A 25,956-nucleotide genomic window follows, 5' to 3' on the forward strand; every position below is an offset into this window, starting at 1 on the left:
ACGCAAAGGATGAGATTATGGACAGTACCAAAGCATGGTATCAATCGCGCACGATCTGGGGTGCTCTGGTCGCGGTTTTCGCACCGCTTTTCAGCATTGCCGGCCTTGAGCTGCCCGCCGGTCTGCAAGGCGAACTTGCGGACGGGCTGGTGACGGTTGCGGGCGGAATTGGCGGCCTGATCGCACTTTACGGCCGCCTTTCGGCGACCAGCGCCATTCGCTGACAGCACATGCAAAGACGCCGCTCCCGCGTTACGCCCTTGCGGCGGGGGCGGCATTCATTTGCCATTCAGACGCTTTGCGCTACATATTCGGTCACAATACGGTTCGAGACGCACCCGGTTTTTTGGAAGTTTGTGCAATGGCATCACCTCTCATCATCGCGACGCTTGCAGCCGGGCTTTCCGGTTTCACGGCGCCCGAGGCTGATCTGCAGGGCCATTACATACTGGCGGCGAGCGACTGCGGCGCAGCCGTTGCCCGCGTCGTGCGCGAAACCGGTGGTCAGCTGCTTTCGGTCTATCCTTCCGGCGATGGTCAGTCCTGTGTCGTCACCGTTCTCGTCCAGGGTAATGGCGAGCGCCCGCGCAAGGTGACGATGCGCGTGCCGATGTAGCTTGCCCGCATCGCCGAAATATCGGAAAACAATCCGAAACATTTAGCATGACCGACCCCGCGCGCGGGCCGGGACGGAAGGAAAGGGCTGATAATGCGTATTCTCGTTGTTGAGGACGATGCCAATCTCAATCGGCAGCTGACCGACGCGCTGAAAGAAGCCGGTTATGTTGTCGATCAGGCATTTGACGGCGAGGAAGGGCATTATCTCGGCGATACCGAGCCCTATGACGCGATCGTTCTCGATATCGGCCTGCCGCAGCTGGATGGCATTACCGTCGTCGAAAAATGGCGTGCGGCCGGCAAGGCCATGCCTGTTCTCATCCTCACCGCCCGCGACCGCTGGAGCGACAAGGTCGCCGGCATTGACGCCGGAGCCGATGACTACGTCACCAAGCCTTTCCATGTCGAAGAGGTTCTCGCCCGTGTGCGCGCGCTCATCCGCCGCGCCGCCGGCCATGCCTCCTCCGAACTCGTCTGCGGCCCGGTCCGGCTCGACACCAAATCCTCCAAGGCGACCGTCAACGGTACGACGCTGAAGCTCACCTCGCATGAGTTCCGGCTGTTGTCCTATCTCATGCATCACATGGGCGAGGTCGTGTCGCGCACGGAGCTGGTCGAACATATGTACGATCAGGATTTCGACCGCGATTCCAATACGATCGAGGTGTTTGTCGGACGTTTGCGCAAGAAGCTCGGGGTTGATCTGATCGAGACGATCCGTGGTCTCGGTTACCGGATGCAAGCGCCGGCAGATGCGAAGTAATTCTCTCACCGCCCGCGTTCTGCTGCTCGCCTCGCTATGGTCGGCGCTGGCGCTGGTGGTGATCGCCGTCGTCATCTCGACGCTTTACCGGCAGGGGGTGGAGCGCAGCTTCACCGATCTTCTCAGGGCGCAGCTTTACAACGTCATCAATTCCGTGACGATTTCCAACGAGAATACGCTGGCCGGCAGCCCGCAGCTTGGCGACCTGCGTTTTTCGCAGCCCGATACCGGCTGGTACTGGGTTGTCGAGCCGCTCGGCAATTTCCAGACCGCGCCGCTGGTTTCCTCGTCGCTCGGCGTCTCCACCTTGCCGGTGCCGAGCATTCTCGATGCGCCCTTCGACAACCGCTATGAGCGCTTTTATGCCGTGACCGACGAGGCCGGCAATCAGGTGCGTGTGGCGGAAACCGAAGTCGTGCTGGATGGCGAGGGGCGTGCCGCGCGTTTCCGCGTTTCCGGCAATCTGAATGTCGTGGAAGACGATGTACGGGATTTCTCCAACAGCCTCTATCTGGCGCTCGCCGTTTTCGGTGTGGGCAGTCTGGTCGTCAATGGTCTCGCCATTCTCTACAGTCTGCGGCCGCTCGATCAGGCTCGCGTCGCGCTTGGCAAGATCAGGGGCGGGGAGGCGGAAAGCCTAGAAGGTGAATTCCCGCGCGAAATCCAGCCGTTGGCCAATGAGGTCAACGCGCTCATCGACAGCAATCGCCGCCTCGTGGAGCGCGCCCGCATGCAGGTGGGCAACCTCGCGCATTCGCTGAAGACGCCGATCGCCGTTCTTCTCAACGAGGCGCGCACGCTGGACCCGCAGCATGGCGATCTGGTGCGGGCGCAGGCCGATGCCATGCAGGCGCAGGTGCAATCCTATCTCTCCCGCGCCCGCATCGCCGCCCAGCGCGGTTCTATCCTCGCCCGCGTGGAAGCGGAACCGGCACTGGAACGGCTGGTGCGCGTCATGCGTCGCCTGAACCCCGACAAGCAGTTTGTCCTGAATTTCGAGCAGGCCGGCGCCGTGCTTGGCATGGAGCAGCAGGATCTGGAGGAGGTCGTCGGCAATCTTCTGGAAAATGCCGCGCGTTTTGCGCAGACGCGCGTGGTCATCACGCTTGCGACCGGCACGCACCCATCGTCCGACGCCGAAATCGCCCGTCGCTCCTGGGTGGAGCTGACTGTCGAGGATGACGGGCCGGGGCTGGAGCCGGGACAGATCAGCGAAGCGATGAAGCGCGGCAGGCGGCTGGACGAGAGCCGGCCGGGCACGGGTCTCGGATTGTCGATCGTTTCCGAGGTGGTGTCAGAGTACCATGGCCGCTTTTCGCTGTCGCGCAGCGCCATCGGCGGCCTTAAAGCCGATCTGATTTTGCCGGGCCTTTCGAAAGAGCTTGCGTGAGGCAAGAAAAAAGGCAAGAAATTCAATGCCGGTATATTAGGTGCAATGCGGTAGGAAAGAGGACAGGGTTTGGTTGACGTGTATGATGGCTGCCGCTCCGTGACAATGCGTTCGCTGGTGTCACGCCCGGCACTTCTCTCGATCCTGTGCGTATCGATGCTGAGCGCCTGCACCACCACAGGCACCCGCCCGGCGGGCGGCGGCCTGTTTGGCCGCTCTGCGCAACCCTCGACGCCCTTTCTTGCCAATCTGGAAGGCGGTATTGTCGGGCGAAGCGGCGTTGAGCTTGACAGGGGTGACCAGACCAAGGCGCTGGAAGCCGAATATAAGGCGCTGGAAACGGCTCCGGTCGGCACGCCTGTCACCTGGACGGGCGATGACGCCAAGGGCCAGGTGGTCGCCAATGCGCCCTATCAGGTCGGCAATCAGAATTGCCGGCAATATTCGCATACCTTGACGGTCGACGGACGGGAAACCAGGGCGCGCGGTGCAGCCTGCCGCAATGCCGATGGAAGCTGGTCGCCGCTGACGTAACCAGTTTGACGTAAATCAAGGTCACGGGCCTTTTGCGATGACAAGAAGAGGCATAGCGGTGCAGCCGGGAGAAGGCCTGCGGTGCGGCGTGATGTCTCAAATTCGCGTCATCCCCGCGCTTCATGTTTCCATGTGCCGCGCATTCGAGTAATTGAGCCTTATGTTCTGGATTGTCGTTGCGATATTGACGGCGGCTGTTGCCATCGTCCTGATGTACCCGCTGATGCGGAAGACCGAGGCACCCGAGACGCGCCGCGACGGTGAGGTTGCCGTTTATCGCGACCAGCTGGCCGAGCTGGACCGCGAACGCGCCGCCGGCCTGATCGGGCAAACCGAAGCGGACTATGCCCGCGCCGAAATCGGCCGCCGGCTTCTCGCTGCCGCCGAGACGGAAGAGCAGCCCGGCAGAGAGGCGCGTCCGCTGCGGCACAATCTCGCCGCCAGCCTCATCACCATTCTCTTGCCCGCGCTCGGCCTCTGTCTTTACATCTGGAACGGCAGTCCGGAGGTGCCGGACATGCCGCTCGAGGCACGTCTTGAAAAGCCCGGTAACGACATGAACCTGCTGGTCGCACGGGCCGAAAGGCATCTGGCGCAGAACCCGGATGACGGCGCGGGCTGGGACATTCTCGCGCCGATCTATTTCAAGACATTGCGGCTTGGCGATGCCGAGCTTGCCTATCGCAATGCGCTTCGTATTCTGGGCCCGAGCGCCGAACGATTGACGGGCCTTGGCGAAACGCTGGTTGCCGGCAATGACGGTATCGTCATAGAGGCCGCGCGCGATGCGTTTGCGCAGGCCGAACAGTTGAAACCCGGCAATCCGCGCGCCCGCTTCTATCTGGCGCTTTCGCTGGAGCAGGCGGGCAAGGCGGAGGAAGCACGCGCGGCCTTTGCAGCGCTGGCGGCCGATGCGCCGGCCGGCGCGCCGTGGCTGCCGCTGGTTCAAGAGCATATCGCCCGCACCGGCGGCGCGGCGAACCCTGCCGCGCCCGGCCCGAACGCTGAGGATATGGCGGCGGCCAACGACATGACGGCTTCCGACCGGCAGGCGATGATCGAAGGCATGGTGTCGAGCCTCGATGCCAAGCTCAAGGAAAACCCCGCCGATTTTGAAGGCTGGATGCGGCTTGTACGCGCCTATTCGGTGCTGAAGAACGAAGCCAAGGCTGGAGAGGCCCTGCGGGCGGGGCTGAAGGCTTTCCCGCCGGAGGGTGAACAGGGCAGGCAGCTTCTGGCGCTGGCGAAGGAGCTGGGCGTTTCCGCCGGGCCGATCCGTACGAACGGGCAACAGGATGCTGCGCCGCAGGGAGTGACGCAATGACCCGCAAACAGAAACGTCTCGCGATCATCGGCGGCGGCATGAGCTTCATCGTTGCAGCCGTACTGCTCGTCATGTTCGCCTTTGGCCAGTCGATTGCCTATTTCTACATGCCCGCCGATCTGGAGAAGACGCCCGTCAACCCCGGCACCCGCATCCGCCTTGGCGGGCTGGTGGCGGAAGGCTCGATCAAGCGCGGCGAGGGCCGCACGGTGAGCTTTACGGTGACGGATGGCGAGGCCAATGTGCCGGTCAGCTATACCGGCATTCTGCCCGATCTCTTTCGCGAAGGGCAGGGCGTGGTGACCGAAGGCATGTTCGACGCCGCGACCCACGGCTTCGTGGCCGACAGCGTGCTGGCCAAGCACGATGAGAACTACATGCCGAAAGAAGTGGCAGACCGGCTGAAGGACAAGGGCCTGTGGCAGCATGGCGGAGAGGGTGAGGAACCCGCCGCCGCGACGCCGTCGGCCAGTGCGACTTCGCCCGACAAGACCGGAGCAACCAAATGATCAACGAGATCGGCCATTACGTTCTGGTGCTGGCGCTTGGGGTGGGGCTGATCGTTTCCACGCTGCCGGTTATCGGCGCGCGCCGCAACGACCGGGCGCTGATGGATGTCGCCTCGCTCGGCTCCGTCATGATGTTCCTGCTCGTTGGTTTTTCCTTCGCGGCGCTGACGCGGGCCTATGCCGTCTCGGATTTTTCCGTGCGCAACGTCTGGGAAAACTCCCATTCGCTGATGCCGATGATCTACAAGCTGACCGGCGTGTGGGGCAACCATGAAGGCTCCATGCTGCTGTGGCTGCTCATTCTGGTGTTTTTCAGCGCGCTCGTCGCCGCCTTCGGCCGCAATCTGCCGGAAACGCTCAAAGCCAATGTTCTTGCGGTGCAGGCATGGATTTCGGTCGCCTTCCTGCTGTTCATCCTGCTCACCTCCAATCCCTTCCTGCGGTTGGAGCCGGTGCCGGCCGAGGGACAGGACCTCAACCCGATCCTTCAGGATTTCGGCCTCGCCATCCATCCGCCGCTGCTTTACCTCGGTTATGTCGGCTTTTCCGTCTGCTTTTCCTTCGCCGTCGCAGCGCTGCTGGAAGGGCGCATCGATGCCGCCTGGGCGCGATGGGTGCGGCCGTGGACACTCGCCGCATGGACCTTCCTGACCGCCGGCATTTCGATGGGTTCCTACTGGGCCTATTATGAACTCGGCTGGGGCGGCTGGTGGTTCTGGGATCCGGTGGAAAACGCCTCCTTCATGCCCTGGCTTGCCGGAACCGCGCTGCTTCATTCGGCGCTTGTCATGGAAAAGCGCGAGGCGCTGAAAATCTGGACCGTACTTCTGGCGATCATGACTTTTTCGCTGTCGCTGCTCGGTACCTTCCTTGTCCGCTCCGGCGTTTTGACCTCCGTGCATGCCTTCGCCACCGATCCGAGCCGCGGCATCTTCATTCTTGGCATTCTGACGGTCTTCATCGGCGGCGCCTTCGCGCTCTTTGCATGGCGCGCTCCCTCGCTGAAGGCCGGGGGGCTGTTTGCGCCGATTTCGCGTGAGGGATCGCTGGTTCTCAACAACCTCATCCTCACGGTGTCCACGGCAACCGTTCTGATCGGCACGCTTTACCCGCTCATTCTCGAAACCCTGACGGGCGAAAAAATCTCGGTCGGCGCGCCTTTCTTCAACCTCACCTTCGGCCTCCTGATGATCCCGGTCCTGATCGTCACGCCCTTTGGCCCGATGCTCGCCTGGAAGCGCGGCGATCTGCTCGGCGCATTCCAGCGGCTTTATGTGGCCGCGGCGCTTGCGGTTCTCGCGGGTCTGACGCTCTGGTACATCGAAAATGGCGGTCCGGTGCTGGCGGCACTCGGCATCGCTGCGGGCTTCTGGCTGATCTTCGGGGCGCTTGCCGATCTCTGGTATCGCGCCAATTTCGGCAAGCTGGCCTTCGGCATCGCATTTCGCCGCCTCAAGGGCCTGCCGCGTTCGGCCTTCGGCACGGCGCTGGCGCATATGGGGCTCGGCATCACCGTGCTCGGCATCGTCATTGTCACCACTTTCGAGACGGAAACGGTGCTGGAGATGAAGGAGGGCATGGTGGCGGAAGCGGGCGGCTACAGCCTCACCTTCGACGGCATCCGCCACGCCGTCGGTCCAAACTTCACCGAGGATCGCGGCCATTTCACCATCCGCAAGGCGGGTGTCGAAGTGGCCGATGTGTGGTCCTCCAAGCGGCTCTATACCGCGCGGCGCATGCCGACGACGGAAGCGGGTATCCTGACCTTCGGCCTCAGCCAGCTTTATGTCTCGCTCGGCGATCCCATGACCGATGGCGGCATGGTGGTGCGCATCTGGTGGAAACCCTTCATCCTGTGCATCTGGGGCGGCACGCTGTTCATGATGGCGGGCGGTTTCATCTCGCTCTCGGACAGGCGTCTGCGGGTCGGTGCGCCGAATCGCAAGGCGAAGCCGGTGCGGGCTGCAATGCCGGAGGCGGCGGAATGAGGGAGTTTGTGGTAGCGCTCGGGCTTCTTCTCACCCTCAGCTTCGCTGCGGCCTCTCCAGCCTTCGCGTTCAACCCCGACGAAGTCCTCAAAGACCCGGTGCTGGAACAGCGCGCCCGGAACCTGACGTCTCAGCTCCGCTGCATGGTCTGCCAGAACCAGTCGATCGACGACAGCAATGCCGAACTGGCGCGCGATCTGCGGGTCCTGGTGCGCGAGCGGCTGGTTCAAGGCGACAGCGACAAGGCTGTCATTGACTACGTCGTGTCGCGCTACGGCGAGTTCGTGCTCCTGAAACCGCGCCTCAGCCTTCGCACCGTGCTTCTGTGGGGCGCGCCCATTGGTCTCACCCTTGCGGGGATTTTCGCCGTCTTCGTGTTTTCCCGCCGCCGCGCAAGCCAGGAACAGCCACAGAAGCTGAGCGCGGACGAAGAAGAGCGAATCCGCAATCTCATTGAAAAATAACCGGTTTCCATTTCATTCCCCGGTTCTTTTTCAACATTACGGATTTTTCATTCGTCAGACACTTCGCCGTAAGGTGTCGCCTCCTATATCTTCATCATCCACCGCTTCTCCCCCGGTCAAACGGGGCCCAGTCTGAATGAAGAAAGAAGGTACACCATGTCTCATTCGCAAAACGGCCATTCCTCGCTGAAGACGGCCTCGCTGAAGACGGCTCTGAAGGCCACGACCGTTGGCGGCCTTGCGGCGCTGATGCTTTCCACCGGCATCGCCGCCCCGATCCTCCACTCGTTCGCCGCTCCCGTCGAGGTGAATGCGCCGCAGGTTCCAAGCTTCGCCAACGTGGTCGATGCGGTATCGCCCGCCGTCGTCTCCGTTCGCGTACAGTCGAACGTGCAGCCCGCTTCCGATGACTCCAGCAATTTCTCCTTCAATTTTGGCGGCCGTGGCCTCGACCAGCTGCCTGATGACCATCCGCTGAAGCGCTTCTTCAAGGAATTCGGTGGTCCGAACCAGGATCGCTCCGAGCGTGGTCCGAATCGCCACCGTGACGGCAAGGGTCCGCTTCGTCCCGTCGCTCAGGGCTCCGGCTTCTTCATCTCCGAAGATGGTTACATCGTCACCAACAACCATGTCGTCGATGATGGCTCCGCCTATACGATCGTGATGAATGACGGTACCGAACTCGAAGCCAAGCTCGTCGGCCGTGATCCGCGTACCGATCTTGCGCTCCTGAAGGTCGATGTGAACCGCAAGTTCACCTATGTGAAGTTTGCCGATGACAGCAAGATCCGCGTCGGTGACTGGGTCGTCGCCGTCGGCAACCCCTTCGGCCTCGGCGGCACGGTGACATCAGGCATTATTTCGGCCCGCGGCCGCGATATCGGCTCCGGCCCCTATGATGATTACCTGCAGATCGACGCCGCCGTGAACCGTGGCAACTCGGGTGGCCCGGCCTTCAACCTCAATGGCGAAGTGGTCGGCATCAATACCGCCATCTTCTCGCCGTCGGGCGGCAATGTCGGCATCGCCTTCGCCATTCCGGCATCCGTCGCCAAGGACGTGATTGCCGATCTGCAGAAGGACGGCAAGGTCGAACGCGGCTGGCTCGGCGTGCAGATCCAGCCGGTCAGCAAGGATATCGCCGAATCGCTTGGCCTCGCTGAAGCAAGCGGCGCGCTCGTCGTTTCGCCGCAGTCCGGCTCGCCGGGCGACAAGGCCGGCATCAAGCAGGGTGACATCATCACCGCCGTCAATGGCGAGCCCGTCAAGGATGCCCGCGACCTGTCGCGCCGCATCGGTGGCATGGCGCCCAACGCCAAGGTTGAAATCTCGCTGTGGCGCGGTGGCAAGTCGCAGTCGGTCACAGTGACGCTGGGTGATCTTACAAGCGACGACGCCTCCAAGGCGACGCCGACCCAGAACGACGACAAGGGCGACCAGTCTTCCAGCGAGAAGGTGCTGTCCAGCCTCGGCCTGACGGTTTCTCCCGCCGATGACGGCAATGGCCTTGCCATCACCGATGTCGACCCCGACAGCGATGCCGCTGCCCGTGGCCTGAAGACGGGTGAGAAGATCACCTCGGTCAACAATCAGCAGGTCGCTTCCGCCGCCGATATCGAGAAGATTCTCGAGCAGGCCAAGAAGGACGGACGCTCCAAGGCGCTGTTCCAGATCCAGACGGATGATGGCAGCCGCTTCATCGCTCTGGATATCGACCAGGGTTGATACGCTGAAACGCGATGCCGGCTTCTTTTGGGACCCGGCATCGCATCTCGCTCTTGAGACGGGGCGGTTGAGTATGGCAGGGCGCTATGGCCCTTTGTTCTCCCCGCCGGGGAGAAGAAACAAGCGGCACCCGCCTGATCCATAGGCGATTGTTCCGCCTGGAAGCGCGATGGTGCTTAAGGCCCGATCTTCGGAGGAAATTCCATGGAAAACAAGGTTCAGGAAGTCTCTCCCGCATCTGTTTCCGGTTGTGCGGAAAAGGGCGAGGGCGCTATTGTCCCGCACATGAAGATTCTAGTCATTGAAGACGACCTAGAGGCTGCGGCCTATATGACCAAGGCGTTCCGCGAAGTCGGGATCGTCGCCGATCACGCGAGCGACGGTGAGAGCGGCCTGTTCATGGGCTGCGAGAATGCCTATGACGTGATGGTGATCGACCGCATGCTGCCGCGCCGCGACGGGCTTTCCGTCATCAGCGAGCTGCGCCGCCGCGGTATCGAGACGCCGGTTCTGATCCTTTCCGCGCTGGGGCAGGTGGATGACCGCGTGACCGGCCTGCGCGCCGGCGGCGATGATTATCTGCCGAAGCCTTACGCCTTTTCCGAATTGCTCGCCCGCATCGAGGTGCTGGGCCGCCGCAAGGGCAAGCCCGAGCAGGACATGATCTACCGGGTCGGCGATCTCGAACTCGACCGGCTGTCACATGATGTGCGCCGCAACGGCAAGGAAATCCTGCTGCAGCCGCGCGAATTCCGCCTGCTGGAATATCTGATGAAGAATGCCGGCCAGGTGGTGACCCGCACCATGCTTCTCGAAAATGTCTGGGACTATCACTTCGATCCGCAGACCAATGTCATCGACGTGCATGTTTCCCGCCTGCGCTCGAAGATCGAGAAGGACTTCGAGAAGCCGCTTCTGAAGACCATCCGCGGCGCCGGTTACATGATGAAGGACGAGGGCTGATTGGCGAAGATGGCCCGCCTCAGAATAGTGTTCCGGTCGACGGCGGTGCGCCTTTCGGCGCTCTATATCCTGCTGTTCGCGCTCTGCGCCGCCTTCCTCGTCTTTTATGTCACCGCCCTTTCCGAAAGGCTGCTGAACCAGCAGACGCGTGATGCGGTGCTGCAGGAAGTCTCGGATGTGCAGCGGATCTATAATCGCGGCGGCATCAACCCGCTTCTCAGGATGATGGAGCGCCGCGCCCGCCAGCCGGGTGCGAGCCTTTATGTCATCGCCGGGCCGAATGGCGAAATCCTTGCCGGCAACGTTGCCTCCGTTCAGCCCGGTGTCTTCGACAAGGAGGGCTGGACGGGCTTCCCGTTCCGCTACGAGCGTTATTCCGAAAGCGGCGACAGCGTGCAGCATCTCGCCACCGCCAATATCTTCATGCTGGACAACGGCCTGCGCATCCTGATCGGCCGCGATCTCGGCGAGCCGACCAAGTTCCGGGCGCTGGTGCGCAATGCGCTGATGGTGGCGCTCGCCATCATGGGCGGCGGCGCGCTGCTCATCTGGTTCGGCATCGGCCGCAATGCGCTGAAACGCATCGACCGCATGTCGGCGGCGACCAAGAAGATCATGGCCGGCGACCTTTCCCAGCGTCTGCCGCAGGGCCGATCCGGCGATGAATTCGACCGCCTGTCCGGCTCGCTGAACGCCATGCTCGGCCGCATCGAGAAGCTGAATGAAGGCCTGCGGCAGGTCTCCGACAATATCGCCCACGACCTGAAGACGCCGCTAACGCGGCTGCGGAACAAGGCGGCGGCCGCCCTTGACGACAATGACGAGACGAAACGGCGCGCGGCCCTTGAAGGCATCATCGCCGAGTCAGACCAGCTTATCCGCACCTTCAACGCGCTGTTGATGATTTCCCGCGTCGAGGCCGGTTCGATTGCCGCGGAAATGACCGATGTCGACGTCTCGGCAATTGCCGCCGACAGCGCCGAACTTTACGAGCCTGTCGCCGAGGATGCCGGGCTTGCTCTGGAAGCCGAAATAGAGGCTGACCTTTCGGTAAAGGGCAACCGCGAACTGATCGGCCAGGCGCTCTCCAACCTCATCGACAACGCCATGAAATATGCCTGCGAGGGCGAGGGCGACAAGAAACTCGTCGTCCGTCTGGCAAGAGAGCCGGAGGCCATCGTGCTCTCCGTCGCCGATAGCGGTCCCGGCATTCCCGCCGACAAGCGCGGCGAGGTGCTGAAACGTTTCGTCAGGCTGGATGAAAGCCGCTCCAAGCCGGGAACCGGGCTCGGCCTGTCGCTGGTGGAGGCCGTCATGGAACTGCACGGCGGATCGCTGGTGCTATCGGACACGGATGCCTCGAATGCGGCCTGCCCGGGGCTGACGGTTTCGATGGTGTTTCCCATCCCCAAGGCGTAAGCATCGCTGGGTGGTGATGCCAGTGGGTCTTCACACCGGTGAGTTCTGCGGATGAGCAAGACTTGCCGGGAAATGACTGTTCTTCAAGAATACATTGAAAGATAATCTGGAGAACGGTTCCGTTGATTGACGCAATGGCTCTGTTCGGAGATCGCGTGCGATGGACGAAAGGATGTGTGACGGGTGGCAGCTACGGTTCCCTTGACCGACGACGGGCATGGCCCGATCATTCTGTTCGATGCGGAATGTGTCTTGTGTTCCGTGAATGCGCAATTCGTGCTGCGGCATGACAGGGCCGGATATTTCCGCCTGGCCTCCATGCAGAGCGAGATCGGCGCTGAAATTTACCGTCGTTACGATATGGACCCGAAAGATCCCGTCAGCATGCTGGTCGTGGATGGCGGCAGGGTGCGGCAGGACAGCGATGCTGTGCTGAGCATATATGAGGCGCTGGGCATGCCCTGGCGGCTTGTTACCGTATTGCGCATCATTCCCGCATTTCTGCGCGATCCCGTTTATCGCTTTGTCGCCCGCAATCGCTACCGCTGGTTCGGAAAGCATGAAGAGTGCTGGGTGGCGCCGCCGGAATACAGGGACAGGATTCTTTGAGCATGGCGGCCCAGTGAAACGCCTTGCGGCGTTTCACTGGATGAGGAGGCGTGAGGGCAGGGACGCCTTTCCTCATGGGGATGGTGGGCGGGTTCGCGGTCGCGTACTTCTCCCGCGCGGTTTAGAACGTGTAGGCCACGCCGATCATGGCGAAGGGCTGGATATCCTTTTTCACCACCGGACTGTCCTTGGCGTCGCCCAGCAGGAAGCCGACACCGCCGGTGCCGGTGATCATCCAGTTCTCCGTCATGAGATATGAAACCGAGGCGCTGGCGTCGATGCGCTTGAAGCCTGCCTTGGCGTCATAACGGCGCAGGCCGGAACGGGCGGATTGGGCCGAGGTGACACCGAAATAGGATTTCATGTGGTTGTCATCCGCCCAGGTGGCGGAGATATCCGCACCCAGAATGAACTGGTCGACTTTGTGCGAGACGCTTGCGCCGACAGTGGCGGTGAGGCCTTCGCTGCCGCCGATGGTCTTGTCCACCTTGGCGTAGATTTCAAAGGGGTCGACGCCATAGGCGATGACGCCGCCGACCACGCCGCCGGCCTTGATGTCGCCCAGCCCGCGCAGGTTCTTCTTGTCGTCCTTTTCCTTGCGCCCCGCTTCCCATCCACCCTTGACGCCCAGCCGGAAGCCGTTCTGGTTCAGAAGATTGACGGTAACGCCGCTGAAATCGATGCTCAGCGTTTCCCCATACTGGACGGAAACCAGCGGGACGGCGCCCACTTCCAGCTTGTCCGAACCTTCATATTTCGGGGCATAGGCCGCACCTGCGCCGAGCGTGATCTTCCACTCGCTGGAACTGCTGTAGCGGGCATTGTCGAAATTGCCCTGCGGATCGGCCAACCTGTCCGATTTGCCGATATCGGCGGCGAAGACCGGTGTGCAGATCGCCTGCGCGGCGGGCAGCGTCGTCAGGCAAAGGGCCATCGCGCGCAGGTTCTTTTGCCATTTCACTGTAAAAATCTGTTTCATGATCATATCCGTTGCAGCATCGAGCGTTGGAAAACCGGGGAGTCGGGTTTCGTTGAGGATGACGCTACGCGGGCACAATTGCGGAGACATTACGCGGTGCGGCGCTTTGGAAAACATCGCCACCGGCGGTTTTCTGATCGCAAAGCGGCCCGCATTTGTTACAACGCCACATGCATGCGCCGGGAGGCTTCGGCAAAGGTGCGGCGGCAGGAACGTTTCGGATGCGGTGCATCCGGTCCTGAAAGCCGGGCACGGGCGAAGAGCGGCGAGAGAATAGGCGGAAGAGGGAGAGAGACAGTGACGAAACGGGAAACCGCCGAAAGGCGGCTGAGCGAGGTTCTGCCGGGGATGATCCGCCCCTATACGCAGACGGAACTGAAATCCGTTCTTTCGACGCTGAAGGATATCGGCAAGGGCGAGCCGGCGGTGGCCGCGCTGCTTGCCGGGGAAAGCGCGCTCAAAGACTTTATCGCTGCGGCTTTCACGCTGTCTCCCTATCTGCGCGACATGGCGTCGGCGGATGAAGGGCTTTTGTCGCTGGCGATTTCGAAACCGCTTGAGCCGCTGCTGACCGGTCTCGTCCGCGAGGCGCGCGATTGCTGGAAGCCCGGGAACGAGGGCGGTATACCGAGCGAAAACGAGGTGATGTCGCGGCTGAGAGTAGCCAAGCGGCGGCTTTCCTTTATCGCCGCACTTGCCGATCTCGCCCGCATCTTCACCGCGCGTGATACGACCCGCTGGCTGAGCGACATGGCGGATGCAGCGCTCTCCGCCGCCATCGATCACCTTCTGCTGTCGGCCCATGAGAGCGGCAAGCTGAAACTGAAGGATGTCGCAACCCCGAGCGAAGGATCGGGCCTCATCGTGCTCGGCATGGGCAAGCTCGGTGCGCGCGAACTCAACTATTCCTCCGACATCGACGCCGTGGTGTTCTTCGAACCCTCCGCCGGCATCATGGACGATCCCTATGATGCGACGGAGAATTTCGGACGCATGATGCGCCGTCTGGTGCGCATCATGCAGGAGCGCACCGCCGATGGTTATGTCTTCCGCACCGATCTCCGGCTGCGGCCCGACCCCGGCTCGACGCCGCTCGCCATTCCCGTGGAAGCGGCGCTGCTTTATTACGAGGGCAGGGGGCAGAACTGGGAACGCGCCGCCTATATCAAGGCGCGGCCGGTGGCCGGCGACATGAAGGCGGGCGAGAACTTCCTGCGCGAGCTGACGCCTTTCATCTTCCGCAAATATCTCGATTACGCGGCGATTGCCGATATTCATTCCATCAAGCGGCAGATCCACGCCCATAAGGGCCATGGCGCGATTGCGGTGAAGGGTCATAATGTCAAACTCGGGCGCGGCGGCATCCGCGAGATCGAGTTCTTCGCCCAGACGCAGCAGCTCATCGCCGGCGGCCGCATGCCGGCGCTCCGGGTGCGAGCAACGCAGGAGGCGCTGGCGGCTCTGACCGAGGCGAAATGGATCGACGCAGAAACGCGCGACAGCCTGACCGACGCCTACTGGTTCCTGCGTGAGGTGGAGCATCGCATCCAGATGGTGCGCGATGAACAGACCCATGTGCTGCCCGATACCGAAGCGGAATTGAAGCGCATTGCCTTCATGCTCGGCTTTGACGACACCAAGGCTTTTTCGGAAAAGCTGGAAGAAGTGCTGCGGCTGGTGGAGCGGCGTTATTCCGCGCTGTTTGAGCAGGAAACGAAACTCTCCGGCGAGGCTGGCAATCTGGTCTTCACCGGCCAGAAGGACGATCCCGATACGCTGAAAACACTCTCCGCCCTCGGCTTCGAGCGGCCGGAGGATATCTCCCGCGTCATCCGCACCTGGCACAATGGCCGTTACCGGGCCACCCAATCGGTCGAGGCGCGCGAGCGGTTGACGGAGCTGACGCCGGACCTGCTGCGCGCCTTCGGTGAAAGCAAGCGGGCGGATGAGGCGCTCCTGCGTTTCGATAATTTCCTTTCCGGCCTGCCGGCCGGCATCCAGCTGTTTTCGCTGCTCGGCAACAATCCGGCGCTGCTCGACCTGCTGGTGACCATCATGTCATCAGCACCGCGCCTTGCCGAAATCATCGCCGCCCGCCCGCATGTCTTTGACGGCATGCTGGACCCGGCGCTGATGAGCGACATCCCGACACGCGATTATCTCGCCCACCGCATGGGCAATTTCCTCTCCAACGCCCGCCATTACGAGGATATTCTCGACCGGCTGCGTATCTTTGCCGCCGAACAGCGCTTCCTGATCGGTGTCAGGCTTCTGACCGGCGCAATCCGCGGCGAAGTCGCCGCCCGCGCTTTCACCCACCTGGCCGATCTGGTGATCGAGGCGGCGCTGAATCCGGTTCTGGCGGAGATGGAAGCGGCGCATGGGCTCTATCCTGGCGGCCGTGTCGCCGTCATGGGCATGGGCAAGCTCGGCTCCTTCGAGCTGACGGCCGGTTCGGATGTCGATCTCATCCTGCTTTACGACTATGACGATGCCGCCCATGAATCCACCGGCGCAAAGCCGCTCGATGTGGTGCGCTATTTCACTCGCGTCACCCAGCGGCTGATTGCTGCCTTATCGGCCCCGACGGCCGAAGGCGTGCTTTACGAGGTGGATATGCGGCTTCGCCCCTCCGGCAACAAGGGGCCGGTGGCGACGCGCATCTCTGCTTTCGAGAAATACCAGCGCGAGGAGGCCTGGACCTGGGAACACATGGCGCTCTCCCGCGCCCGCCTGATCTGCGGCGATGCCTCGCTGATGGAAGATGCGCGCCGCATCATCGCTTCCATCCTTTCGCAAAAGCGCGATGCGGCCAAGGTTTCCGTCGACGTGCTGGACATGCGCAACCTCATCGAGCAGGAAAAACCGCCGGAAAACAACTGGGACTTCAAGCTCATCAACGGTGGCCTGATCGACCTCGAATTCATCGCCCAATATCTGGCGCTGGTGGGGCCGGTGAAAGGGCTTGCTGCGCACGAACCGGGTCGCAATACGGCCGAGGCGTTGCAGGCGCTCGCCGCGCCTGTCATGGAGCCGCAGGCTTTCGATGACTGCATGGCGGCGATGGGGCTTTATACCGAAATATCGCAGATCGTGCGGCTGTGCATTGATGGGACGTTCAATCCGAAAGAGGCGCCGGCGGGCCTGATCGACCTCGTGTGCCGGGCGGGGGATTGCCCGGATATTTCAACGCTTGAGGGAGAGGTGAAGCGGCTGGCGAAAGCAGTGCGGAAGGCGTTTGTGGCGGTGGTGAAGAACGGTAATTAGTGAATCGGATCATAGAAAGAAGAAGCTGAGCATGAAGGTGTATTTCTATATACTGCCTGCAATATTATTGTTCTTTTTTTTACCTCTTATTTTAAATATATCGGCGGATATCATTGCATACGCGTATGGATGCCAAATCCATCTCGACGAGATTAAGTGTTCCGCAGGAGACGCCTCCGTCCCCATTGTAGCTGCTTTTGCACTAGATATCTGCTTATTGGCACTGCGATTGTTGTTCTTTGTGCCCCTGATCGCGGCGATGTTTTTCTTCATCTGGCTATTGCTAATATTGCGATATGCCCTGCTAAGAATTGAGACCAAAAGTAAATGATGGAAGAGCCAATTTCCCTATAATTTAGGCCTTTGTCGGTTGGGCGCGAACATCGTCCAACGCTCAATGCACCGTCCCACACACCCCCGCCGTATGCGGAATAATGATCGTCACCACCGTCCCACGACCCTCACATGAGCGTATCTTCATCATGCCGCCATGCAGCTTCACCAGTGAGCGGGAAATCGCAAGTCCGAGGCCGGAGCCGCCCTGGCTCTTGGCATATTGGCTCTGCACCTGCTCGAAAGGCTGGCCGATCTTGTTGAGCGCCTGCGCGGGGATGCCGATGCCGGTATCGGCGATGGTGAGGATCATCGCGGCCTCATGCACATGGGTGCGCAGCGCGATACGGCCGCCGTCGCCGGTGAATTTGACCGCGTTGGAGAGCAGGTTGAGCATGATCTGCTTCATGGCGCGGCGGTCGCCCTGCATGGTCAGCCCGGCGCAGACCTTCTGCTGCACGGTGATGTTCTTCTGCTGGGCCTGAATGGCGGTCAACCGCAGCGTCTCCTCGATCAGCGGCGCAAGATCGATGGTCTCGCGGTTGATGCGCATATGGCCCGCCTCGATCTTCGACATGTCGAGAATATCGTTGATGACGTTGAGCAGGTGTTTGCCGCTGTCATGGATATCGCGGGCATATTCGGAATATTTCGGCGAGCCGACCGGCCCGAACATCTCGTTTTGCAAGATTTCGGAAAAGCCGAGGATGGCGTTGAGCGGCGTGCGCAGCTCGTGGCTCATATTGGCGAGGAATTCGGATTTCGCCCGGTTGGCGGCCTGCGCACGCTCTTTTTCGGCGAGATAATTGGCGTTGGCGTCGGAAAGTTCCGTCTTCTGCCGTTCCAGCTTGTGCTGCGAGGCGGAGAGATCGCCGATCGTTGCCATCAGCCGGCGTTCGGAATCGCGCAGCCGTTCCTGATGGCGCTTCAGAAGGGTGATATCGGTGCCGACGGAGACGAGGCCGCCGTCACGGGTGCGGCGCTCGTTGATCTGCAGCCAGCGGTCATCGGCAAGCTGCACTTCCATGGTGCGCGACAGGCCGGATTGGTCCGGATCGGCAACGCGGCGTTCAACCACGGGGCGGGCTGCTGCGGCATGGACCGTGCTTTTTTCCGTGCCGGCCACCAGCACGCTGTCAGGCAGGCCATAGGCCTTCTGGTAGTGGGTGTTGCACATCACGAGGCGATCGTTCTTGTCCCACAGCACGAAGGCTTCCGAGGTGGATTCGATGGCGTCGGCAAGGCGCTGGTCCGCCTCGGCATAACGCTGGGCGAGGCGGTGCTGTTCAGTGACATCCATGGCGATGCCGATGACGCGCGGGCCGTTATTGGTGCGGATGACCTGGGCGCGGGCGCGCAGCCAGACATAATGACCCTTGGAATGGCGCATGCGGAAAATCTGGTCGATCTGGCGCAGGTTGCCGCAGCCGACGGCGCGGGCAAGCTCATAGAGATTGCCGTCTTCGGAATGCATCATGCGGGCCGCGTCGGAAAAGGAGAGCGGTGCTGCCTTCGGCGGAAGCCCAAGAATTTCATAAAGCGAACCGGACCAGAACATGCGCCGGCTGGAAAGATCGAAATCCCAGAGGCCGCAGCGCCCGCGCGACAGCGCCGTTTCCACCCGCAGGTTGGATTCGGCGAAGATGTCGTCGGCGTCGCGGGCGCGCTTCACCTGCATATAATAGGCGTAGAGCACGACGAGCAGGATGGAGGAGATGCCGGCGAACAGCGTCACGTTCATGGCGATTTCGCTACGCCAGAAGGAGCGGATCGGCTGCAGCGAGCGCGCCGCGATCACCATGGCGCCATCATCACCGAAGGGGATCATCGTCGCATAATGCTGCTGGCCATCGATGTTGGTCTCGATGGTGCCGGGCGAGCCGGGGAAACGCTGCACGATGGCGATTTCGGGAAGCAGGGCGGGCAGCGAGGTGCCGATATAAAGCATCGCCTCCTTGCCCGCGCCCGCGAAGATGCGGCCATTGCTGCCTGACAGCAGCACCATCGTGCCATCGGCAAGGCTGCCCGACGGCAATGCGGCGACAAGGCTCGCCTCGGCGCGGGTCCGGTCCTGCGCGGTGAAAACGATACCGTTGTTAACAAGGGCCGCTTTCGCCGTCAGCGCCGTCAGCGCGGTTGAGTGGCGGGCAGCCTCTTCCATGCGGCTGTATTCGGCAACGATGCCAAGCATGCGCGAGGCGGCGACAACGACAAGGAAGGCGAGGATGAGAATGGGGATGAGGCGTTTCAGCAGGGTCTCGACCTGCGGCGCCGGGCGGTCGGAGCCATTCATCAAACCCATCAGGTCGCTGGAAAGCCTTTCGCCCCAGGCCGCAAGATCAGAAAATTTGGCATACGGCCGCTCATCGCCCGCAGTCGCCCGCCGCACGTTCGTCATTGTCCCGCCTTTTAGATGTCCCCAGTGATTCGAAGCGCCGCCGCTTGAATATCTCTAATGAATCAAATGCGATTCGCCGTGTCCAGAGGCAAAAGTTAAAAGAATTTTAACCCCTTGAACCGACTCCGTATTTTTTCGGGACAATCTGTTGCCGCTTCGGGAAAAGCGGGATTCATGAAGAAAAACAGTGAACCGGCACTTCAATTCCGGCGGTTTCGAGATGCCGCGTGGAATGGGTTTCAGCTTCCATCGAAGGCATCGAGAGCAGGGCCAAGCGCGCTGATCACGCCATTGCCGGCGGCGGGAAGACCGGTCAGTACCGCGCTGATGATATCCTCCCGGCTTGCACCGTGCACCTTGGCTTCCGTTACATGAAAAGCGATGCCGCTTTCCAGACGCAGGGCGGCCAGAATACCGATATAGATCAGGCTCTGCGTCTTCACATCGAGTGTGGAGGCCGCGCCCAGACCCTGCACGGCCTGAAGCCATGCTGCCTTGTGAGCCGGGGCGTCGGTCATGAAGCGTTGAAACGAGGCGCTGGTTCTGGACATGTCCGTCATCTGAAGTTCCCATCTGATCCCGAGCCAACGTCGGCCCTTCGCACACAAAGATGCTGCGCAATGCGCGACGCCGCCTTGATGGAAATCAAGACGGCGTCGCGGCATGGATCAGAATGGTGGAGCTTCGGCGGACGATCAGCCCTTGAGGATACGCCCGACGATGTCGCTTACATCCGTCGACAGGTCCTTCGCCTCGGCAATGGTTGAAAGCGCGGCTTTCGCATGTTCGGCACGGCTTGCCTCCAGCGATCGCCAGGAGCGCATGGAGGTCAAAATGCGGGCGGCCAGCTGCGGATTGCGCTTGTCGATGGCGATGATCTGTTCCGCAAGGAAACGATAGGCCGCGCCATCGGCTCGGTGGAAGCCGGTGGGGTTGGAGAAGGCAAGCGTGCCGACCAGCGAGCGCACCCGGTTCGGATTGGTGGCGATGAAATGTTTCGATTTCATCAGCCCCTTGATACGCTCCAGCGCGCCTTCGCCCGGAATGGCTGCCTGCAGCGAGAACCATTTGTCGAGAACGAGTGCATTGTCGGCAAAGCGTTTTTCGAAGGCGGCAAGCGCTTCCTTTGTTTCCGTGCTTTCCGGGAAACGCTGGGTCAGGACACTGAGCGCATGGGCGAGATCGGTCATATTGGTGGCGTCGGCAAAGGCCTTCGCCGCCCGCTCCGGTGTTCCCTCGGCAAAGGCGAGGAAGCTCAGGGCGCCATTGCGCAGTGAACGGCGTCCGGCGCTGTCGGCGTCGGGGCTGTAAGCCTCGCCATTGGCAGCACTATCGGCAAGCCGCCGCAGCGTTTCTAGGCCGGACGTGGCAATCGCCTTGATCGTGGCATTGCGCGCCTTGTGGATGGCATCGGGATCGGTGTTGCCGCCGAGTTCGCGGGCGATATCCGTTTCGCTCGGCAAGGCCAGCGCCTGCGCCCGGAATGCCGGCTCAAGCGCGTCGTTGCCGATGATTTCGATGAGCGTGGCGGAGAGAGCCGCATCCGTCTGTGTTTCTTCGCCCTTCTGCACCGCCTTGGTGGCGGCAATCAGCGCCGGCAGGGCGAGATCGGTCAGCGCCTGGAAACGGGCGAACATGTCAGTCTCATGCCGGGCGATCTGCACCAGATCGGCCGCATTCTGCTCGAAATCCAGATTGATCGGTGCCGAGAAGCTGCGGTTGATAGACAGCACCGGCCTCGACGAGATGCCGGTAAAGGAGAAGGTCTGGTTGCGTTCGGTCAGATGCAGCACGCCATTGCGATACTCGCCGCCTTCGACGGCTTGCGGTTCGGCGATCTGGCCATTGTCGAGGATCAGCGCCAGCGACAGCGGAATATGGCGCGGCTGCTTCACCGGCTGGCCGGGCGTCGGCGCCACGGTCTGTTCCAGCGTCAGTCTGAAGGTGGCATTGCCCGCATCATAAGCCGATGAGACGGAGACGAGCGGTGTGCCCGCTTCCGTGTACCAGAGCGAAAATTGCGAGAGGTCGCGGCCGCTCGCATCGGCGAAGCTCTTGACGAAATCCTCGACGGTTGCGGCTTCGCCGTCATGGCGCTCGAAATAGAGGTCCATGCCCTTCTTGAAATCATCAGCGCCGAGGATCGTGGCGATCATCCTCGTGACTTCGGCACCTTTTTCATAAACGGTCGTTGTGTAGAAATTGTTGATTTCGCGATAGGTATCCGGGCGCGGCGGGTGCGCCAGCGGGCCGGAATCCTCGGGAAACTGCTCCGATTTCAGGTGGCGCACATCGGCGATGCGCTTGACCGGCCGCGAGCGCATGTCGGCGGAAAATTCCTGATCGCGATAGACCGTCAGGCCTTCTTTCAGGCAGAGCTGGAACCAGTCGCGGCAGGTAATGCGGTTGCCCGTCCAGTTGTGGAAATATTCATGGGCGATGATGCGCTCGATATTGGCGTAGTCAGCATCGGAAGCGGTTTCGGGGTCGGCCAGCACGAATTTGTCGTTGAAGACGTTGAGACCCTTGTTCTCCATCGCGCCCATGTTGAAATCGGACACGGCGACGATCATGAAGATATCGAGATCGTATTCGCGGCCGAAACGCTCTTCGTCCCATTTCATCGAACGTTTCAGCGCATCCATGGCGTAGGCCGCGCGCGGCTCTTTGCCGTGCTCGACATAAATCTTCAGCGCCACTTCGCGGCCGGACATGGTGGTGAAGGTATCTTCCACCACGCCGAGATCGCCGGCGACAAGCGCGAAGAGATAGCTGGGTTTCGGATGCGGATCGAACCAGGCTGCGAAGTGACGGCCTTCATCGTAATTGCCGCCGCCGAGGAAATTGCCGTTCGAGAGCAGCAGCGGATTGCCTTCCTTCGCCGCGATGATCGTCACCGTATAGGGCGCCAGAACATCCGGCCGGTCGGGGAAATAGGTGATACGGCGGAAACCTTCCGCCTCGCATTGCGTGCAATAAACGCCATTGGTGCGGTAAAGCCCCATCAGCTGCGTATTGATCTGCGGATTGATGTAATTGGTGACGCAGATCTCGAAGGGAGATTCGGTCGGCAAATCGCGGATGGTCAGGCTGTCGGGCGTCGCCTCATATTGGCCGGCAGGAAGCTCCACCTGGTCGAGCAGCAGGCTGGAAAGCTTCAGCTCGTCGCCATCAAGGACGAGCGGCGCCTGCCGCTCAGCGCCTTCGCGCCGGTGAAAGATCAAACGGGCTTCGACCTTGGTATTCTTGGGGTCGAGTTCGAAGGTGAGATCCACCCGCTCCAGAACGAAATCGGTGGGGCGGTAATCTGCCAGGTGAACGATCTGGCCCGTGTCTGTTCGCATGACTGTCCCTGAATAACTTGGCGTGGTCTTCCCGGCATCATGTCGCCATAAGTCCCGGATGTAAAATGGGTAGAGTATTCGTCACGTTCATGTGCGCGTCGGAGGACGTTCTGTCCCGCGATGGAAAGCTTTGCCGGCCATGCAGACAATCCTCCCGCCGCCGGACCCGTGGACCATGGCAGCAAATGTTGAACGATTGCTGAAGTGTTTCTAATTTTATTGAAGATTTATTTAGCTAGCTGGCATCTGCCTGGGAAAAATGGGGAACTCTCCATCGGCCAGTGCAGTCAAAGGCAATTCAGATATGCGAGCTGTATATTGCCGTTGATAGCGTGACCACCAAGGCCCGAGGGTGTCGAGCTTAAATTTTCACTATCGTATACACAAAAAACGACCACAGCATGCACAGAGACACGCTGTGGTGTTGCAGAATATTTTGAAACAAAAAGCTTTTTAAAAGCTGCTCATTTCGATCGCCACTTGCATCACAACAGCAGACTGTTTTCCGAAATGAAAATTGTTCCTGCCAGGAAGATTTGGAAGTCGACGAGACTGTCCCCATCAACGTCTCCCGATATGAAAGTCGCATTCTCAGCAGCCTCGAAACGTACCTCTCCAGCCGTAGAGCTAAAAGAATTCGTGCCAATGAAGGCAGACAAAGACAGAGCGGTGAGATCTATCCTATCGTTCTGGAGATTTGAGAAATCTTGGATGACATCAATCGCAAATAAAGAGGGGCTGTCTGCGATACTATCAAAGACAAATGTATCGCTCCCTGCTCCTCCGAAAAGCGTGTCTATCCCAGCGCCGCCATTCAGTACATCGTTCGAATTTCCACCGACGATGATATTGTCGCCATCATTGCCAATTCCTGTGAACGAAGCATTTCCAGTATATACTAGGTTCTCCACATGCACGGTCAACCGATAGTTGGTGAGAGATGTTTGAACCACATCGATACCATTGTCTGCAAGCTCAACAATAGTACTCTCAGTCGAGTCAATTATGTAAGTATCATTTCCCGCTCCGCCAGAAAATTGAAATAATCCGCTTCCGCCAACAAACGTATCGTCGTGGTTTGATCCCAGCACACCCTCTATACTGCCAAAAGAATCACCTGTTGCATCACCGGTGTGGTTGCCGTTGGCCATGTTGATAGTCACCCCACTGATGGCATCACTGTAGCTTGCAATATCGATACCCGTGCCGCCGTTCAGAATGTCCATGCCCGCTCCACCTCGCAAGGTGTCGTTTCCATTACCTCCATTCAGGACATTGTCCATCGAGTTGCCAGTCCCAAAGAAGATACCACTTCCTGTGAAAGTCAAATTTTCGACATTACTAGGTAGAGTATAAGATGATAGTGACGTTCTTACCGTGTCGATCCCATTGTTAACGGTCTCGGTTATTGTGACGAATCGAGTGTCGACGACATAAGTATCATCTCCCATTTCTCCTTGAAGAAACTGTCCTGATTTGGAAGAGGTCAGATGATCAGCGAAAGCTGAGCCTATAATGCGATCGATCGAGGTAAGCACATCACCAGTGGCGTCTCCCCCAGTGTTAACCCCATTCAGCAGGTTGACAGTGATTGCGGATAAGGAATTGGCGTAACTTATCGTGTCTGTTCCATCGCCACCGTCGAAGTTGTCCGCGGTATTGGTAGAATAGAAAGTATCGTCGAATTTAGATCCAACGTATTTCTCAATACTGTTGAAAACATCTCCGGCTGCATCACCTGTGAACGTTCCGGAGCGAAAATTAAATACGATCCCTGTGCTGGAAGTAGCGTATGAAGCCGCGTCGAATCCGTCGCCGCCATTTAGTATGTCGGCACCTGCGCCGCCGACCAAAATATCGTTGCCGTCTTTTCCATCCAAGATGTCGTTGCCTGCATAGCCCTCCAAACGATTCTTGTCTGAGTTTCCGGTCAAAACATCAACATATTGGGATCCTAGTAGACTCTCAATTCCTCTCAGCACGTCGCCAGTGGCATGACCACCGCTCGATGTGTTCGAAGCTAAGTTGACCGCGACGCCATCATTTGAGTTAATATAAGAAACGGCGTCAAAGCCTTCTCCTCCATCGAGTAGGTCGCCACCCCCATTTCCGACTAGTACGTCGTCGCCTGTATAACCGTATAACTGATCATTACTTTGCCCACCGGTGATGACATTGTCGAGGGCGTTGCCGATAAGGCGAGCATTCCCGGTACCGATATAGGTCAGACGCTCGATATTATCCTTGACGATGATTGAATAACTATTGTTTGTGGTGCGGATTTCATCATTACCGCCGTTTTGTGCTTCGATGATCACCGTGGAGAATGGGACGATATAAATATCGTCGCCTGCGCCGCCTTCGAAGGTGAAGCCGGCATCGCCCGTGATGGTGTCGTTGAAGGCCGAGCCGATGACTTTGTTAATTCTGTAATATTTGTCACCTTCAGCATCACCGCCCGTGCCGGTCCCCATTTTGGTCGCCACAAGGTTGATATTAACGGCTGCCGGTGAACCGGAATAATCAACGGTGCCACCACCGTCTCCTCCACTGAATGTAGAGGCTTCACTCCCACTAATAAAGGTGTTTGGATAACTGCTACCAGCGAATATTTCGATGCCGTCGAACGTATCGCCAGCGGCATATCCTGAGTGAATTCCCGTTTTAAAGTTCAATGTAATGCCCACCGGAGATGAGCCGTAACTTACGGTGTCAATCCCGGCCCCCCCAACAATATGGTCCGCGCCACCGGCTCCATCCAGTTGGTCGTCGCCGCTGCTGCCGGTGATGACATTGTCGAGGGCGTTGCCGATAAGGCGAGCATTCCCGGTACCGATATAGGTCAGACGCTCGATATTATCCTTGACGATGATTGAATAACTATTGTTTGTGGTGCGGATTTCATCATTACCGCCGTTTTGTGCTTCGATGATCACCGTGGAGAATGGGACGATATAAATATCGTCGCCTGCGCCGCCTTCGAAGGTGAAACCGGCATCGCCTGTGATGGTGTCGTTGAAGGCCGAGCCGATAATCTTATGAATCCCCGTCAAGGTGTCACCTTGTGCATCACCGCCCGTGCCGGTCCCCGTTTTGGTTGCCACAAGGTTGATATTGACCGCCGCGCCGGACCCTGAATAATCCGCCTCAGCCCCTCCGTCTCCTCCAATCAACTGATCCGCTCCAGGGCCACCTATTAACCTGTCGAAGCCTGATCCGCCAATTAAGACGTCATCGCCCTCTAAGCCGTAGATGATGTCGGCTTCGCTTGTTCCGATAAGGCGGTCTATTGCGGATGTTCCGGTAATAGTTGGCATGTTATCCTCCTG

19 protein-coding genes are annotated in these 25,956 nt (G+C 59.9%); 14 read left to right on the forward strand and 5 right to left on the reverse strand.

Annotation, left to right across the window (positions count from 1 at the left end):
• The first annotated feature begins 17 nt into the window (after positions 1-17).
• From MRBLRC7O_RS03115 to MRBLRC7O_RS03175, 13 genes are all read left to right on the forward strand, one after another.
• Positions 18-224 carry a hypothetical protein gene (locus tag MRBLRC7O_RS03115; RefSeq protein ID WP_161974039.1) on the forward strand — a complete coding sequence of 69 codons (207 nt, stop codon included), beginning with the start codon at positions 18-20 and terminating at the stop codon, positions 222-224.
• A gap of 137 nt (positions 225-361) precedes the next feature.
• Positions 362-616, forward strand: coding sequence for a hypothetical protein (locus tag MRBLRC7O_RS03120; protein WP_003497070.1), 255 nt, complete (start codon positions 362-364; stop codon positions 614-616).
• 93 nt (positions 617-709) lie between these two features.
• Positions 710-1,381 (forward strand): response regulator transcription factor, encoded by a 672-nt coding sequence (locus tag MRBLRC7O_RS03125; protein ID WP_003509815.1) that lies wholly within the window; start codon positions 710-712, stop codon positions 1,379-1,381.
• Entirely contained in the window at positions 1,371-2,771 is a 1,401-nt protein-coding gene (locus MRBLRC7O_RS03130) for an ATP-binding protein (RefSeq protein WP_003509813.1), read from the forward strand. The genes MRBLRC7O_RS03125 and MRBLRC7O_RS03130 overlap by 11 nt, the downstream gene beginning before the upstream one ends.
• A gap of 105 nt (positions 2,772-2,876) precedes the next feature.
• Positions 2,877-3,305: an RT0821/Lpp0805 family surface protein gene (locus MRBLRC7O_RS03135; RefSeq protein ID WP_031233662.1), complete on the forward strand. Its 429-nt coding sequence runs from the start codon at positions 2,877-2,879 to the stop codon at positions 3,303-3,305.
• A 160-nt stretch (positions 3,306-3,465) separates the two neighbouring features.
• Positions 3,466-4,629: a c-type cytochrome biogenesis protein CcmI gene (gene ccmI / locus MRBLRC7O_RS03140; protein WP_162690760.1), complete on the forward strand. Its 1,164-nt coding sequence runs from the start codon at positions 3,466-3,468 to the stop codon at positions 4,627-4,629.
• On the forward strand, positions 4,626-5,138 hold the full coding sequence (gene ccmE, locus MRBLRC7O_RS03145; RefSeq protein ID WP_020809581.1) for a cytochrome c maturation protein CcmE: 513 nt from the start codon (positions 4,626-4,628) through the stop codon (positions 5,136-5,138). The genes ccmI and ccmE overlap by 4 nt, the downstream gene beginning before the upstream one ends.
• Positions 5,135-7,126: a heme lyase CcmF/NrfE family subunit gene (locus MRBLRC7O_RS03150; protein WP_080866020.1), complete on the forward strand. Its 1,992-nt coding sequence runs from the start codon at positions 5,135-5,137 to the stop codon at positions 7,124-7,126. Before ccmE ends, MRBLRC7O_RS03150 begins: the two co-directional genes overlap by 4 nt.
• On the forward strand, positions 7,123-7,590 hold the full coding sequence (locus tag MRBLRC7O_RS03155; protein ID WP_080866021.1) for a cytochrome c-type biogenesis protein: 468 nt from the start codon (positions 7,123-7,125) through the stop codon (positions 7,588-7,590). The genes MRBLRC7O_RS03150 and MRBLRC7O_RS03155 overlap by 4 nt, the downstream gene beginning before the upstream one ends.
• 156 nt (positions 7,591-7,746) lie before the next feature.
• On the forward strand, positions 7,747-9,315 hold the full coding sequence (locus MRBLRC7O_RS03160; protein ID WP_020809582.1) for a Do family serine endopeptidase: 1,569 nt from the start codon (positions 7,747-7,749) through the stop codon (positions 9,313-9,315).
• A gap of 204 nt (positions 9,316-9,519) precedes the next feature.
• Positions 9,520-10,278: a response regulator transcription factor gene (locus tag MRBLRC7O_RS03165; protein ID WP_020009721.1), complete on the forward strand. Its 759-nt coding sequence runs from the start codon at positions 9,520-9,522 to the stop codon at positions 10,276-10,278.
• A gap of 9 nt (positions 10,279-10,287) precedes the next feature.
• Entirely contained in the window at positions 10,288-11,697 is a 1,410-nt protein-coding gene (locus MRBLRC7O_RS03170; protein ID WP_003509796.1) for a sensor histidine kinase, read from the forward strand.
• Between the two features lie 183 nt (positions 11,698-11,880).
• The gene (locus MRBLRC7O_RS03175) at positions 11,881-12,306 is read left to right on the forward strand and encodes a thiol-disulfide oxidoreductase DCC family protein (RefSeq protein WP_003509795.1); all 426 of its coding nucleotides are present in this window, start codon (positions 11,881-11,883) and stop codon (positions 12,304-12,306) included.
• Positions 12,307-12,427: 121 nt separating this feature from the next.
• On the opposite strand, the gene MRBLRC7O_RS03180 is transcribed toward MRBLRC7O_RS03175, so the two are convergent.
• On the reverse strand, positions 12,428-13,291 hold the full coding sequence (locus MRBLRC7O_RS03180; RefSeq protein ID WP_035213545.1) for a MipA/OmpV family protein: 864 nt from the start codon (positions 13,289-13,291) through the stop codon (positions 12,428-12,430).
• Between the two features lie 291 nt (positions 13,292-13,582).
• Between MRBLRC7O_RS03180 and MRBLRC7O_RS03185 the strand changes: the two genes are divergently transcribed.
• Entirely contained in the window at positions 13,583-16,552 is a 2,970-nt protein-coding gene (locus MRBLRC7O_RS03185; protein WP_080866022.1) for a bifunctional [glutamine synthetase] adenylyltransferase/[glutamine synthetase]-adenylyl-L-tyrosine phosphorylase, read from the forward strand.
• A gap of 394 nt (positions 16,553-16,946) precedes the next feature.
• Here MRBLRC7O_RS03185 and MRBLRC7O_RS03190 read toward each other — a convergent pair whose 3' ends face one another.
• The 4 genes from MRBLRC7O_RS03190 to MRBLRC7O_RS03205 form a co-directional block, all read right to left on the reverse strand.
• Positions 16,947-19,283 (reverse strand): PAS domain-containing sensor histidine kinase, encoded by a 2,337-nt coding sequence (locus tag MRBLRC7O_RS03190; RefSeq protein WP_080866023.1) that lies wholly within the window; start codon positions 19,281-19,283, stop codon positions 16,947-16,949.
• A 239-nt stretch (positions 19,284-19,522) separates the two neighbouring features.
• Positions 19,523-19,843 (reverse strand): carboxymuconolactone decarboxylase family protein, encoded by a 321-nt coding sequence (locus tag MRBLRC7O_RS03195; RefSeq protein WP_080866024.1) that lies wholly within the window; start codon positions 19,841-19,843, stop codon positions 19,523-19,525.
• A 135-nt stretch (positions 19,844-19,978) separates the two neighbouring features.
• Positions 19,979-22,627, reverse strand: a complete 2,649-nt coding sequence (pepN, locus tag MRBLRC7O_RS03200; RefSeq protein WP_080866025.1) for an aminopeptidase N — start codon at positions 22,625-22,627, stop codon at positions 19,979-19,981.
• A 485-nt stretch (positions 22,628-23,112) separates the two neighbouring features.
• Positions 23,113-25,944 (reverse strand): beta strand repeat-containing protein, encoded by a 2,832-nt coding sequence (locus MRBLRC7O_RS03205; RefSeq protein ID WP_080866030.1) that lies wholly within the window; start codon positions 25,942-25,944, stop codon positions 23,113-23,115.
• Between the last annotated feature and the right edge of the window lie 12 nt (positions 25,945-25,956).

This window comes from Agrobacterium radiobacter, assembly GCF_040801995.1.
In the GTDB taxonomy this organism is placed as follows: domain Bacteria; phylum Pseudomonadota; class Alphaproteobacteria; order Rhizobiales; family Rhizobiaceae; genus Agrobacterium; species Agrobacterium radiobacter.

Bases quoted from the DNA above. Each gene is read 5' to 3' on its own strand.
- ccmE (WP_020809581.1), top strand. From the start codon at position 4,626: ATGACCCGCAAACAGAAACGTCTCGCGATCATCGGCGGCGGCATGAGC.
- MRBLRC7O_RS03165 (WP_020009721.1), top strand. From the start codon at position 9,520: ATGGAAAACAAGGTTCAGGAAGTCTCTCCCGCATCTGTTTCCGGTTGT.
- MRBLRC7O_RS03150 (WP_080866020.1), top strand. From the start codon at position 5,135: ATGATCAACGAGATCGGCCATTACGTTCTGGTGCTGGCGCTTGGGGTG.
- MRBLRC7O_RS03120 (WP_003497070.1), top strand. From the start codon at position 362: ATGGCATCACCTCTCATCATCGCGACGCTTGCAGCCGGGCTTTCCGGT.
- MRBLRC7O_RS03160 (WP_020809582.1), top strand. From the start codon at position 7,747: ATGTCTCATTCGCAAAACGGCCATTCCTCGCTGAAGACGGCCTCGCTG.
- MRBLRC7O_RS03170 (WP_003509796.1), top strand. From the start codon at position 10,288: ATGGCCCGCCTCAGAATAGTGTTCCGGTCGACGGCGGTGCGCCTTTCG.
- pepN (WP_080866025.1), bottom strand. From the start codon at position 22,627: ATGCGAACAGACACGGGCCAGATCGTTCACCTGGCAGATTACCGCCCC.
- MRBLRC7O_RS03205 (WP_080866030.1), bottom strand. From the start codon at position 25,944: ATGCCAACTATTACCGGAACATCCGCAATAGACCGCCTTATCGGAACA.
- MRBLRC7O_RS03130 (WP_003509813.1), top strand. From the start codon at position 1,371: ATGCGAAGTAATTCTCTCACCGCCCGCGTTCTGCTGCTCGCCTCGCTA.
- MRBLRC7O_RS03115 (WP_161974039.1), top strand. From the start codon at position 18: ATGGACAGTACCAAAGCATGGTATCAATCGCGCACGATCTGGGGTGCT.
- MRBLRC7O_RS03190 (WP_080866023.1), bottom strand. From the start codon at position 19,283: ATGACGAACGTGCGGCGGGCGACTGCGGGCGATGAGCGGCCGTATGCC.
- ccmI (WP_162690760.1), top strand. From the start codon at position 3,466: ATGTTCTGGATTGTCGTTGCGATATTGACGGCGGCTGTTGCCATCGTC.
- MRBLRC7O_RS03135 (WP_031233662.1), top strand. From the start codon at position 2,877: ATGCGTTCGCTGGTGTCACGCCCGGCACTTCTCTCGATCCTGTGCGTA.
- MRBLRC7O_RS03180 (WP_035213545.1), bottom strand. From the start codon at position 13,291: ATGATCATGAAACAGATTTTTACAGTGAAATGGCAAAAGAACCTGCGC.
- MRBLRC7O_RS03125 (WP_003509815.1), top strand. From the start codon at position 710: ATGCGTATTCTCGTTGTTGAGGACGATGCCAATCTCAATCGGCAGCTG.
- MRBLRC7O_RS03155 (WP_080866021.1), top strand. From the start codon at position 7,123: ATGAGGGAGTTTGTGGTAGCGCTCGGGCTTCTTCTCACCCTCAGCTTC.
- MRBLRC7O_RS03195 (WP_080866024.1), bottom strand. From the start codon at position 19,843: ATGACGGACATGTCCAGAACCAGCGCCTCGTTTCAACGCTTCATGACC.